Consider the following 13,608-nt stretch of genomic DNA (forward strand, 5'->3'; position numbering starts at 1 on the left):
AACCATAGCAGATAATAAAAAAGCAGTATACAGGAGGCGCATTTATGGATTTAATTATTACTACATACAAGGACCAGGTAAGAGATACCCAGGTTCAAAGAATTGACCTTGCCGAAGATAAAGGTGCAGCAATGAATGTTGTCAACCTGTATCCGAATATGGAATACCAGACGTTCCACGGCTTTGGCGGTGCCATTACGGAAGCAGCGGGTTATTCCTTCTCAAAACTTACGGAGAAGGGCAAAGAAGAAATACTGAAAAAATATTTCAGCAATGAAGGTTTGAGATATCATTTTATCCGTACCCATATTGACAGCTGTGATTTCTCTATCAGCAATTATACGGCAATGGAGGATTCCAAGGATAGGGAAATGAATTCCTTCACCTTAAAGAGGGATGAAGAATATATTCTGCCCTTATTAAGAAAGGCAAGAAGTGCAAAAGGAGAGGATTTTGACCTGATGCTTACCCCCTGGTCCCCTCCGGCATTTATGAAGACCAACGAAGACAGAAACAACGGCGGTAAACTAAAGGAAGAGTACCGTGAATTCTGGGCAGAGTATATCTGCCGTTATATAAAGGAGTATGAAGCTTTGGGATTTCCAGTAAACCGTATAACGGTGCAGAATGAGCCGGATGCGGTACAGACCTGGGATTCCTGTACCTTTAACCCCGCAGAGGAAAAGGAGTTTTTAAGAGATTACTTATATAAAGCCCTGGAAAGAAACGGGTTAACTCATGTAAAAATCAATATATGGGACCATAATAAGGAAAGAATGTTTGAAAGAGCCAGAGCTATCATTGATGATGAGACAGATAAGATGATAGATGGGGTAGCCTTCCATTGGTATACCGGAGATCATTTTGAAGCAATTCAACTGACCGGTGAGGTATACCCCGGAAAAGAACTGCTCTTTACGGAAGGCTGTGTGGAATACAGCAGATTTGACGCAGGCCAGTTAAGAAATGCCCAGATGTATGCTCATGATATTATCGGGAACCTGAATGCCGGCATGACGGGTTTTATAGACTGGAATATCCTGCTGGATGAAAAGGGAGGCCCCAATCATGTAAATAATCTGTGTGATGCTCCCATTATGGTAAATACAGAGGATGGAAGCTATGAAGAAAAGCTTTCTTTCCACTATATCAGACATTTCAGCCATTACATTGACAGAGATGCAAAACGTATAGCGCTGACAAAATATACGGATAAACTTGAAATGACTGCCTTAAAGAACCCTGATGGAACAGTTGTTCTTATCGTACTCAACAAGCAGGGGGAGGATATGCCCCTTTCTCTGAGAATACAGGGCTTAAATACTGAATTTACAGTACCTGCCGCCTCCATTATTACCGCAGTGATTTAACGGATTTAAGAGGAGTCGGCTCCATATGAATGCAAGTGCTTTTCCTACAGATTTCCCAGAGAAAAGCACTTGCTTTTTTATACAGCTTTAAGTTATAATATGCTGGAGAATATTACAACATTTGTCGCCTAAAGAAGAATAGGAGCAGCCTTATGTCAGAAATTCAAGGAATCAGGAATCTTTCATATACATCCGGAACATCCGCCACAAGCGAGAAGAAGGCCTCTTCCGCTGAAAGTTTTTCCTCCTACCTGGGAGAAACGGTGAGTCTGGACGCCATATTCAATGAAGCAGCAGAGAAATACAACGTACCGGTTAACCTGCTAAAGGCAATCGGTAAGCAGGAATCGAATTTTAAAGCAGATGCGGTATCCAGAAGCGGTGCACAGGGAATTATGCAGTTAATGCCAAGAACCGCAGCTTACCTGGGAGTTACCGATTCCTTCGACGCCAGACAGAACATCATGGGCGGAGCTAAGTATATAGCAGAAATGCTTGATAAATATGACGGAAACGTTTCACTTGCATTGGCAGCATATAATGCCGGCAGCGGAAATGTAGCCAAGTACGGAGGGATACCTCCCTTTGAAGAAACACAGAATTATGTTAAGAAGGTTATGGGGTATATGCAGCAGGAGGTAGAGGCCGGCGGTAGTGTAACCGTGAAATCAAATGCAGCTGCATATGGTAATTTACCTAATATAGCACAGATAAAGAATAATTTAACAGGAATAAATACAGAGGATGTGTCAACCAGTACCGACACATTAGAGGAGCTTTTTTCCTATGATGACTTTTTAAAGTTTTTAGAGATATTTATGGAAGATGATAAAAACAAAAAGGAAGACGAGAAAGAAAGCTATTTTTCCAAGGCCATCAGCTATAATGCTCCGATTCTGAATTTATTCAATAGTTAGACAATAGTGCCTATTCCTTTTGTTTGCGCTGCAGAAAAAGGAAGTAGGCATTTATTACATAATCATAAATGAGAAAGGGTGAATTTATGAAACAAATCGGTGAAGTTATTCAAGAGATGATAGAGTACTATGCAGGAGATACCAAAAGGATAAGCCATTTTTTAAAAGTATATGCATATGCAAAGACAATTGCAGAATTAGAGGGGCTGGATAAAGAGGCAAGAGAAATACTTGAAGTTACAGCAGTAGTACATGACATAGGCATCAAAGTAAGTGAGCGTAAATACAACAGCAGTGCAGGGAATTATCAGCAGATCGAAGGGCCTCTGGTAGCTGACCCTATGCTTGTGAAGCTGGGATATGACAGAGCTTTTATAAAGAGAGTCTGCTATCTGATAGCGCATCATCATACATACCACAATATAACCGAGAAAGACTATCAGATACTGGTGGAAGCTGATTTTTTAGTTAATCTGGAAGAAGATAAGGCCTCTGAGGAAACAATTCGCAATGTATACCGAAATATCTTCAGAACGGAAACAGGAAAAACAATCCTGCAGAATGTCTTTAAAATAAAAACTACTGTATAGTTGATACCTTAAAAGTATATATGTTTATGTGAAATATATAACAGGAAAAACTTAAAAGTTCAACTTATCTGAGAGGTGGCTTAAAACTGTAATAAGTTTTCAGACACATCTTAGGCAGGTTCTTTATAGAATAGGAAATAGGAGGGACATCATGGAATTTCAATTTTATATGCCTACCAGGGTTATCACAGGAGAAGACTGTATCCGAAAGAACAAAGATGCTTTCAGAGCATTGGGAACAAAGGCTCTCATTGTTACCGGTGCCAGATCTGCTAAAGCAAACGGTTCTGAGAAGGACGTTACAGAAGCCTTGAAACTTGCAGACATTGAGTATGTAGTATTTGACAAGGTAATGAGTAATCCTACCATTGCATGTGTTTACGAAGGAGCCGTAGCGGCAAGAAAAGCCGGAGCCGATTTTGTAATAGCCATCGGTGGAGGTTCACCTATGGATGCCGGTAAAGCAATAGCACTTTTAGCAGCCCAGGACATATCCGAAGATGACCTCTTTAAGGGGCAGTATGAAAATAAGATTCTTCCTATGGCATTTGTACCTACCACAGCAGGCACCGGTTCAGAAGTTACCCCCTATTCCATACTTACCAACGATAAAGCCCAGACCAAGACCAGTATTGCAACCCCTCTGCTATTTCCCGCCCTTGCCTTTTTAGATGGCAGATATACCAAAGACCTTGGTATAACGACAACCATAAATACAGCAATTGATGCGCTTTCTCATGGCATAGAGGGAATGATTTCTGTGAAAGCAAATCCGGTATCCGATGTTCTTGCAAAGGAAAGTATCCGCCAGATCGGAGAGTGCTTTAAAGCCTTAAAGGAAGGAAGTCTGACAGCAGCTCACAGAGAGCAGCTTTTGTATGCCTCCATGCTTGCAGGAGTGGTAATTGCCCACACCGGAACCACTGCGGTTCATTCAATGGGATATTCCCTTACTTATTTTAAGGATATAGACCATGGAAGAGCCAACGGTCTCTTACTGGCAGAATTTATGAAATTTACAGCAGCCGGAAGACCGGATGTAATAGAGAGCATCATAACCGCAATGGGTTATAAAAAACTGGAGGAACTAGAAAAAGACCTGGAGGAACTCTTGGGTACCAAAGAGGCTATAACGGCAGAAGAAATATCAAAATATTCCTCCATAGCCATAAAGGCTAAAAATATCGGCAATTGCCCCGTTGTACCGGAAGAAAAGGATCTTATAAAGATATACACAGAATCCTTTGGATTATCCGTATAGGCAGCCCGTTATGATTAATCTGCGGCCACATCACGGCATGTGCATCGGACAATTTATGGGGAAAGGCTACAGTGAGGAATTCGTAGCCAATATGTATAAAGTAATTGAGGAACTCGATAGCAAGCCCGATGAAGGCATACGGCTTGTATGCTCGGTAGATGTTATCTGCAGCAGCTGTCCTCACAATGAAGAGGGAAATTGCAGATCAGGGCAGAAAGTGGCAGAGTATGATTCCATGGCTCTTAAACTATGCGGTCTATCTGATAATGATATTGTGACCTGGCGGGAATTTAAGAAACTGGTCAAAGTTCATATCTTAGAACAAGAGAAGCTGAACCAGGTCTGTCATAATTGCAGCTGGCTGTCTCTTTGTGAGGAGTGTCAGGGATTTCGCTATATATAGTACTGATTTTAAATAGGAAAGAACGCAAGAATTGAACTGTACCCCTTGTCAAGGACATTTAAAAAAAGAAAGGCACCTAATTTTTGGACACTTTCACTTAACTAGTACCTTGATTTTATACACTGTATTGTGGGGAGTATCCACAGTTTTAGATACAGCCCCTATGATGCCATGGTATTCTATGAAATTTATTGGTTTTTAGTATCTTTTAGTTCTGCTTTGACTCCAAGTTCCTCCGGTTTCTTAGCTATAGACGGCAAGGCAGGCACGTTTAAAACATCCAATGGATATTCGCCAGTGGTAACAAATTTGTAAAACTCATTCGGTGCAAGCTTTGCAAGATGCCATTGATAGCGCCGATTGTTGTAAAAATCCATGTAGTTATCAATGATGACTTGGACTTCAGCAAACTCGGTGCATTCAATAAGTTTTGCTTTGATGTGATCCTTCATATGTCCGAAGAAGCTTTCCTGCGGAGCATTATCCCAACAGTTGCCGCGACGTGACATTGATTGCCGAAGCTTTTTGTCATAAAGGATATTTATAAAACTGTGGCTAGTGTAGTGACAACCTTGATCACTGTGGACAATGGTTTCTGCATGTAGTGAAATTCCATGATCATCAACCAGTTTGTTAATTGTTTCAACTACGAAATCCACTTCCAGAGAGTCACTCAGCACATAGGAAAGTATCTGCTTGGTGAAAGCATCCAGGATAGTAGATAGATAAGCAAAGGTTCTATTATAGGGGAGATAGGTTATATCAGTTAACAAAACCATTCTTTGACCATAACATTCGAACTCACGCTGAAGAAGGTTATCTGCGACAGTGCTGGTTTTTAGAGCCTTCGCTATTCTTTTATAAGGATTAGGGCCACGGTAAGGACAGGAGAGATGAAATTTATCCATCAACCTTCGAATCTTTTTAAGATTCATGATTACCGGCGGATCCATATGTATTAATGCCATATAGATGCCTCTGGCTCCTTTGGTATAGCCATGCATCTTGTAGGCAAGCAGGATCAGATCGAAATCTTCGTGATCCTTTTGTTCCTGAAGTTCACGAGTGGGAGCCGCTTTTACCCAGGCATAAAAACCACTCCGCGACACATTTGCTATGGAGCAAAGCTCCTTAACAGAAAGAGAAATATTGCTTAGCTGTATCGTACTGTAGATGATTTCGAAAACACAGGAAGAATCGTTCATAAGCCAAGCACCTACTTCTTTGTAGTTCTGATTGAGGAAATTTTTTTTAAAAACTCAACTTCCTGTTTCAGATAATCAACTTCATGCCTGAGCTGCATTAATTCATCTTTTTCAGATGTGGGTTTATCCGATGTCGATGTATTTGATTTTATCAATCTGTGAGAAGCGTAACCTTGGTGAAACCCACCGTGCTTTTTGTATTGTTCCTGAATGCGGTTAGCAATGCCCCCTATCCGGTTGCCAAGGAGTTCAGGATCATAACCATGATCTATTAGAATCTGCCTCGGAAATTCTCCTGCTTGGTATTCAGCGTGGAAGATTTCTTTAAACTTTTTGGTAAAGGATAATCGAGTCCTAGTAACGCTGTGAGTATATGGATTCTGACGTAGTAGCTGCATTTGCTCATCGGTAAACTGCTTTCTGCTCATGATATTCCTCCTGATCTGAATTAAGAATACCATGAACAAAAGGATGTGTCCAAGAAAAAGGAAACAATAAATGCACAGTGTCCATAATTAAGGATATATTTAGTAAGGATGTCTGAAAGACAGGTCTTCACTAAATAAAGTGTCCACGGTTATGGGTACATTATAAATAAAACAGTAAATAAAAAAATAAATAAAAAAATAAATAAAAAAATAACTAAAACAGTACTAAACAACATAATAACTGATATAAAACACAAAATCAAAACTACAAAATTTAAAATAAAGATCAAAAAGAATAAAATCAAAGGATTCAAGTATCAAAACCTTATTTCTATATAATTTTTCTACATGATTTTTCTACATGATTTCAGGTGAATTGGACAAAGCAGAAAGAACGAATGCGCCTATGGAAAGGTATTAGAAGTCCTTTTCTCTGAATATTTTGTGCTATAATGCAAAACAGATTGTCTGAGCGAAGCGAGTTATCTGTTTTACATTATGACAAGCACAAAATACTCAGAGAATTAGGACTTCTTATACCTTGGAATTGAAGCATGAGTCTTTCTGCTTTGTCCAATTCACCGTCCCCTTGTAATACCCCCCCTTTTGCCACCAACTCAACAAATTAATAAAAAATTCACATAAGGTGTATCCTAAGGTAAAATGCATAACATTTTCCATAGGATACACCCTTTTTACATTTATTCCGCATAAAAATAACCAAAATACACTGGTTTTCAGCTGTGTCATTATTGATTAGTGACAAAAGGTATTTTTAAAAAGTTGATAAATCATCTATCCATACCTTATAATAAAATTATCTTAAGAAGAGATTGGCCAATCAGTTCTTAATATGTCATATGTGCTATTCATTATGATTTAAAGAGAGAGGGTATGATATGAAAGAGAAAATTCAAAGAGTCGGAAGATATCTAAGCGGCATGGTTATGCCAAATATTGGGGCTTTTATTGCGTGGGGTATAATAACAGCTTTGTTCATTCCAACTGGTTGGCTTCCCAATGAAAAACTGGCCGAACTAGTAGGGCCTATGTCCACCTACCTGCTGACCCTTCTGATCGCTTATACAGGTGGTAAAACAGTTGCCGGTACAAGAGGCGGAGTAATGGGTGCCATTGCTACCATGGGTGTTATTGTGGGAGCAGATGTACCTATGTTCCTTGGAGCCATGTTAATGGGTCCTTTAGCAGGATACCTAATCAAGAAATTTGATAAATTAATAGGAGACAGGATACCAGCAGGTTTTGAGATGTTGATCAATAACTTCTCAGTAGGTATTTTAGGAGCAATTCTTGCAATTATTGGTTACCTGGGAATCAGTCCTATAGTAAGTTCCTTAAACAGTGTAATGGAAGCCGGCGTAGGATTTTTCGTAGATCACGGAATACTTCCATTGGTAAGTATTTTCATAGAACCTGCCAAGGTACTGTTCTTAAACAATGCAGTAAATCATGGAATCCTGACACCTATGGGTCTGCAGCAGACAGCAGAGACCGGAAAGTCACTCTTCTTTTTATTAGAAGCAAATCCCGGTCCCGGACTTGGTATTCTCTTGGCTTACTGTCTGGTTGGTAAAGGAAATGCAAAAAGTTCCGCACCCGGAGCTATCATTATCCACTTCTTAGGTGGTATACATGAAATCTATTTCCCTTTCATTCTGATGAATCCTATACTGCTCTTATCAGCTATAGCAGGTGGTGCCAGCGGTATATTAACACTTAATATTTTTGGAGCCGGACTTACGGGTCCTGCTTCACCTGGAAGTATTATTGCAGTTCTTGGTATGACTGCCAAAGACAGTTATCTGGGAGTAATACTGTCAGTAATCATAGCTTGTGCAGTTTCCTGCGTAACGGCAGTACCTCTCTTAAAGATTTTTGGTAAAACAGAAGACTTAGAGGCTGCAAAGGAAATGGTAAGTGAGATGAAGAATGCCTCCAAAGGGCTTGTAGATGTAAAAGCAGCAAAAAATATTTCAAGTATCGTATTTGCCTGTGATGCAGGAATGGGATCCAGTGCCATGGGTGCAACCATCCTCCGAAAGAAACTTGCTGCCGCAGGGCTTGGTTCTATTAACGTAGTACACGCTTCCGTATCCTCCATACCTGAGAATGCCCAGGTGGTAGTAACACATGAAGAATTAAGAGAACGTGCGGCCAGCAGTTGTCCCGGAGCCAGACTGGTCTTAATAAAGAATTTCTTATCGGCACCGGAATATGACATGCTGGTAAATGAATTAAAGGTCTGATCATTTGACCTCTGCGGAATAGAGGATTGCAGGCACTGCAGGTGTTCTGTCAACCCTCTGTTCCGCGTCTTTAAATTAGTGAAAGAAAGGAGGGAGAGGCATGATGTTATCTCCGCGTCTCATTCAGCTATTTACGATTCTATTAAGAGAAGAAGGTATCGTATCTGTCAAAAAACTGGCGGAGGATGTAAGGGTAAGCAAGCGTACAGTACAAAGAGAGCTTGATAATACAGAAGTTTTTTTGCGGAAATATGGCTTAAGCCTAAGTACAAAGGCCGGTACAGGTATCTGGATGGAGGGCGAGAGAAGCAGTAAGAACAGACTGCTTGAAGAACTGGAGTCAAAGGAAGTTATTGATTATATTGACAAGGAAAAAAGAAGAAACAGCCTTATATTGGAAGTCTTAAGGGACAGAGAACCCAAGAAACTATATTACTACAGAAATATATTCGGTGTAAGTGAAGCTACCATAAGTAATGATATGGAAGCGATTGAATACTGGTTTGAAAGATTTGATCTGACATTAATCAGAAAACAGGGGTATGGCGTTGCTCTGTCAGGCTCTGAGAAGAACTACCGCCTGGCCGTGAAGCGTTTTATTGATGAAAATCCCGATACGGAGGAATTAAGGTTAGCCATAGGGGAAAAGAAATGGAACGTATTAGGGGAGTATTACGAAAAAGAAAACAAAGGAATGTTTCAATTAATAGATTATAAGATACTTAAAAGGGTTGTCCTATGCCTTGGAAGTATCAGAGACAGTAAGTTAAATCGCCTGACCAACAGCTCCTATTATTCACTGGTGGTCCATATTACCATAGCTATTCTGAGGATAAAGGATAAGGAATTTATCGAAACAGACAACAGGACCATGGATGAATTTCTCTATCATGAAGACTATCAGCTGGCCTGCCTCATCGGAGAATCCCTGGAGAAAGAGTTTGAAATCATGATACCGGCAGCAGAAACGGCCTATATACTCCTTCATATCAGTGGAGCCAAGATCCAGTCAGCAGATTATGAGGAAGATAAGGATACGGCCCTCAGGGAGGAATTGCTGGGATTGATAAACGAAATAACCGATATCTACGACAGCAGTATTTCCTATGAACTAAAGCAAGATGAGGAATTTATCAGAGGATTGTTGGCGCACTTAAAACCCACCATTATTCGTCTTAAGAATCATCTGAATATTACCAATCCTCTGCTGTCTCAGATACAGGAGGCGTACCCGGAGATTTACACCAAATGCCTGAAGGTTGGTGAATTTATTCAGAAGAAATATGGATTTAAGGTGCCTGCAGCTGAAATCGGCTACCTGGCTATGCATTTTGGAGCAGCCGGGGTAAGGCTTGATGATAGAAGAGAAAGCTTCAGAAAAGTTGATGTGGGAATTATTTGTGCCAGCGGGATTGGTATATCCCGGCTGATGCATTCCAAGCTTAAGAATTTCCTGAAGGAAAGAATACAGATTTATACCTATGGAAAAGAAGATTTAACACCCGGTGTTTTAAAGAACCTGGATTTTATTGTTACGAATATCGATCTGGAGGAAGTGCCGGCAGATGTGATCAAGGTAAGTGCAATGTTAAATGACACAGAGCTTGGAGAAATCGAAGAAAAGGTAAGGGCTTACTCCAAAACCACAAAGAAAAATGAAGGCAGCAGTGAGTTCTCCAGGCAGCTGGAGCACATCAATATCTGTATTAACCAGATTAAAGGTATCATTAAAGATTTTGGTTTTATGAAGGTGGATGAACATATTAATTTTGATGAACTTCTGGTAGCGGTCTCTGAAAAACTATCTGCCTTTCAGGTCAACCGGCTTCAGATACAGGAAGATATAAAAAGAAGAGAAAAAATCTCCTCTCAGATTATACCGGAATACGGCTTTGCCCTGCTGCATTCCAGAACAGGCGGTGTCGTTAAACCGAATTTCTCACTCTGCGTAACAAAAGACAGAAATGCCTTCCTGGACCCGTACTTTAAAGGTATTAAGGCAGTGATAGTCATGCTCATACCGGAGGATGATCAGGTAGGGATAAACAGTGACATTATGGGCTGCTTAAGTAGCCAGCTGATTGAGAACAGCGAATTTCTAAAGGTAATGTTTGAAGGAGAGAAAGAAACGGTGAAAGAAAAGGTAGAGAAGGTATTGAGGCAGTATTTCAAACAGTATCTGGAAACAGTTTAGCATCATAAAAGAAGACATAAAAATGTCTTCAGGCTATGGTGACAAAGTCAATTTTGCTTTGATTGAACCACCATATGGCAGCAGTTATAATAAAAGTATGAAAAAAGCAGATCAAGGTTGCTCAAATAATATTGATTATAAGGGTTTGTATAAGCAGGACATTAAAAACAGGGCATAACAAGAAAGGAATGATTATGGTGGAATTATTACGAAAAGAAAATATTGAAATCAACTGTAAGGCAGCTTCAAAGGAGCAGGTAATCCGTCATATCGGCAAAAAGCTTTGTGACAGTGGTTATGTTGAAGAGAATTATATAGAGGCTATGCTGCTAAGGGAAAAATCCTTCTCCACGAACATTGGTAACGGAATTGCTCTTCCTCACGGCATAGAAGCGGCCAAAAGTGATATCAAAGCCTCTGGTATTGCCGTAATGGTGTTTCCGGATGGCACTGACTGGGGCGGAGAATTTGTTAAGATTGTAATTGGAATAGCTGGGGTCGGAGAGGAACATCTTGAAATTCTCTCCAATATCGCAGAAAAGCTGTCGGATATGGAAAATGTAATCAAGGTCATTAACAGTAAGGAAGATGCAATCTTTCAGATACTTACCGCCAGAGAATAAATAGTCATGTGAATAGAAAAGGTGCAGCTGTCATCATGCAGCTATAATGGCATCATGTCGGAGTAGAGAAAGGAAAAGTATCCTATGATAGTTACAGTAACCATGAATCCGGCTATTGATAAAACAGCAGAATTGGAGCAGCTGGAAAAAGGAAGTTTAAACCGGCTGCAAAATTGCCTTTGGGATATTGGAGGCAAAGGAATTAATGTATCCAAAACCATAAAAGCCATGGGCGGTGAAACCATAGCAACGGGATTTTGCGGTGGCAGCACAGGCAGACAGATAGAAGAGAACCTGACAGAACTTGGTATCAAAAATGATTTTGTACGTATCGGTAATGAGACCAGAGTGAATTTAAAACTGGTTGAAGGGAGGGGAATCGTAACTGAATTAAACGAACCGGGCCCTATGGTTACAGAGGAAGAATTGATGGAGTTGTCTGAAAAGCTGCTTCAGTACGCCGGAGAAGATACCTTGTTTGTTTTTGCAGGAAGTATTCCAAGAGGGATTGATAAAGATATCTATCGCACCTTAATTCCTATGGTGAAAGAGAAGGGGTCAAAGGTTTTTCTGGATGCAGACGGTGAGCTGTTTGCAAGAGGACTTGAAGGAAATCCCGATTACATTAAGCCTAACAGAAAAGAACTGGAAGAGTATTTTAAGAAGGATTACAGAGCAGGTGAGGAAGAGCTTCTGCTAATGGGAAAGGAATTGTTAGCAAAAGGCAGCAGCCTGGTAGCAATCTCCTTGGGGCAGTTGGGTGCGCTTTTCTTAACAAAGGACAGAGCAGTAAAGTGTCCGGGACTTAAGGTAAAAGCACATTCTACCGTAGGAGCCGGAGATGCTATGGTTGCAGCGCTGGTATACAGCCTTCATAAAGGTGATACAGAGGATGAGTGTTTTAGGCTTGCCATGGCTGCCTCCGCAGGAGCAGTAACCACTCAGGGAACGAAACCGCCTCACAGGGATTTAATAGAAGAACTGAAAGAAAAGGTAGATATCAGGGAGTTATGATCGATGCTAAAGCCCTTTCACGATATCCTGATTTTTAGGTGTGCTATAGCACCCAGATAGGAGCGTTTATGAAGTCAAAAGCAGTAAGAATGTATGGAGAAGATGATTTACGCCTGGAGGAGTTCGAGCTTCCCCAGATAAAAGAGGATGAGATTCTGGTTAAGATAATAAGTGACAGTATCTGTATGTCCACCTATAAGCTGGTAAAACAGGGAAAGAAACATAAGAGAGCACCTCAGAATATAGATACCAATCCGATTATTATCGGCCACGAATGTGCCGGTATTATTGTAGAGGTAGGAAAGAAGTGGGAAGGTAAATATAAGGCAGGAGATAAATTTGCCCTTCAACCGGCCCTTAATTATAAAGGGAAACTGGACTCACCGGGATATTCCTATGAATACTGCGGAGGTGCCTGCACCTACTGTATTATGCCCCAGGAAGTAATGGAGCTTGGCTGTTTACTGCCCTATAATGGAGAGAGTTTCTTTGAAGCCTCCTTAGGTGAGCCAATGAGCTGTATTATTGGCGGTTATCATGCCAATTATCATACAAACAAGCAGAATTATCAGCATGCCATGGGAACCAAAACAGGCGGAAATATCTTAATACTTGGGGGCTGCGGACCTATGGGACTTGGGGCGGTAAGCTATGGGCTCTATACAGAAAACAAACCCAGACGGATTGTGGTAACAGATATCAGCGAAGCCAGAATAGAAAATGCAAGACAGATGATATCACCGGAGGAAGCAAAGGAAAAAGGAATAGAGCTTATCTATATGAATACAGCTGTATTGGAAGATCCCGTAAGTGTTCTGAGAGAGCTTACAGAGGAGCATGGATATGATGATGTATTTGTATATGTACCGAATAAAGCAGTAGTAGAGATGGCGGATGCCCTGCTGGCCTTTGACGGCTGCATGAACTTCTTTGCAGGCCCTACAAATGGTGATTTTACCTCAAAAATCAATATGTATAATATTCATTATATCAGTACCCACGTTATTGGCACCACCGGCGGTAATAATGATGACCTGTTAGAAGCCCTTGACCTGGCGGCGAAGGGAGAAATCCGGCCGGCAGTTATGGTGACACACATCGGAGGAATTGATTCCATTGCAGAGGCAACCTTAAATCTACCCTCCATACCAGGCGGAAAGAAGCTTACCTATACACAGTTTGATATGCCTCTTACTGCTATTGAAGATTTTGAAGCGCTTGGTAAGAAGGATGAACTGTTCCGCAAACTGGATGAATCCGTGAAAAAACATAAAGGACTCTGGAATGTGGAAGCAGAGAAAATATTATTTGAGCATCATGGCATTTAATAGTCTTA

Annotated in this window: 12 protein-coding genes; 10 read left to right on the plus strand and 2 right to left on the minus strand. The window is 40.7% G+C overall.

Annotation, left to right across the window (positions count from 1 at the left end):
* Positions 1-44: 44 nt before the first annotated feature.
* The 5 genes from BR73_RS0106830 to BR73_RS0106850 all read left to right on the plus strand — a co-directional run bounded on the left by BR73_RS0106830 (position 45) and on the right by BR73_RS0106850 (position 4,541).
* Positions 45-1,370, plus strand: coding sequence for a glycoside hydrolase family 30 beta sandwich domain-containing protein (locus BR73_RS0106830; protein WP_033164926.1), 1,326 nt, complete (start codon positions 45-47; stop codon positions 1,368-1,370).
* 152 nt (positions 1,371-1,522) lie between these two features.
* Positions 1,523-2,287: a lytic transglycosylase domain-containing protein gene (locus BR73_RS27200; RefSeq protein WP_051685021.1), complete on the plus strand. Its 765-nt coding sequence runs from the start codon at positions 1,523-1,525 to the stop codon at positions 2,285-2,287.
* Between the two features lie 86 nt (positions 2,288-2,373).
* Positions 2,374-2,877, plus strand: coding sequence for an HD domain-containing protein (locus tag BR73_RS0106840; RefSeq protein ID WP_033164927.1), 504 nt, complete (start codon positions 2,374-2,376; stop codon positions 2,875-2,877).
* A 151-nt stretch (positions 2,878-3,028) separates the two neighbouring features.
* Positions 3,029-4,138 (plus strand): iron-containing alcohol dehydrogenase family protein, encoded by a 1,110-nt coding sequence (locus BR73_RS0106845; protein ID WP_033164928.1) that lies wholly within the window; start codon positions 3,029-3,031, stop codon positions 4,136-4,138.
* Positions 4,139-4,148: 10 nt separating this feature from the next.
* Complete coding sequence (locus tag BR73_RS0106850) at positions 4,149-4,541, plus strand: DUF1284 domain-containing protein (RefSeq protein WP_033164929.1); 393 nt, start codon at positions 4,149-4,151, stop codon at positions 4,539-4,541.
* Between the two features lie 188 nt (positions 4,542-4,729).
* Here BR73_RS0106850 and BR73_RS0106855 read toward each other — a convergent pair whose 3' ends face one another.
* Together BR73_RS0106855 and BR73_RS0106860 are read right to left on the minus strand one after the other, a co-directional pair.
* Positions 4,730-5,746, minus strand: coding sequence for an IS3 family transposase (locus BR73_RS0106855; protein WP_033164930.1), 1,017 nt, complete (start codon positions 5,744-5,746; stop codon positions 4,730-4,732).
* Between the two features lie 11 nt (positions 5,747-5,757).
* On the minus strand, positions 5,758-6,174 hold the full coding sequence (locus BR73_RS0106860; protein WP_033164931.1) for an HTH domain-containing protein: 417 nt from the start codon (positions 6,172-6,174) through the stop codon (positions 5,758-5,760).
* Between the two features lie 899 nt (positions 6,175-7,073).
* On the opposite strand from BR73_RS0106860, the gene BR73_RS0106865 reads away from it, so the two are divergent.
* From BR73_RS0106865 to BR73_RS0106885, 5 genes are all read left to right on the plus strand, one after another.
* Entirely contained in the window at positions 7,074-8,441 is a 1,368-nt protein-coding gene (locus BR73_RS0106865; RefSeq protein WP_033164932.1) for a PTS mannitol transporter subunit IICBA, read from the plus strand.
* Between the two features lie 100 nt (positions 8,442-8,541).
* Positions 8,542-10,635 (plus strand): BglG family transcription antiterminator, encoded by a 2,094-nt coding sequence (locus BR73_RS0106870; protein ID WP_033164933.1) that lies wholly within the window; start codon positions 8,542-8,544, stop codon positions 10,633-10,635.
* 194 nt (positions 10,636-10,829) lie between these two features.
* On the plus strand, positions 10,830-11,258 hold the full coding sequence (locus BR73_RS0106875; protein ID WP_033164934.1) for a PTS sugar transporter subunit IIA: 429 nt from the start codon (positions 10,830-10,832) through the stop codon (positions 11,256-11,258).
* 84 nt (positions 11,259-11,342) lie between these two features.
* On the plus strand, positions 11,343-12,272 hold the full coding sequence (pfkB, locus tag BR73_RS0106880; RefSeq protein WP_033164935.1) for a 1-phosphofructokinase: 930 nt from the start codon (positions 11,343-11,345) through the stop codon (positions 12,270-12,272).
* 68 nt (positions 12,273-12,340) lie between these two features.
* The gene (locus tag BR73_RS0106885; RefSeq protein WP_033164936.1) at positions 12,341-13,600 is read left to right on the plus strand and encodes a zinc-binding dehydrogenase; all 1,260 of its coding nucleotides are present in this window, start codon (positions 12,341-12,343) and stop codon (positions 13,598-13,600) included.
* The last annotated feature ends 8 nt before the right edge of the window (positions 13,601-13,608 follow it).

This window comes from Clostridium sp. KNHs205 (assembly GCF_000702945.1).
Lineage (GTDB): Bacteria > Bacillota > Clostridia > Lachnospirales > Lachnospiraceae > Anaerocolumna.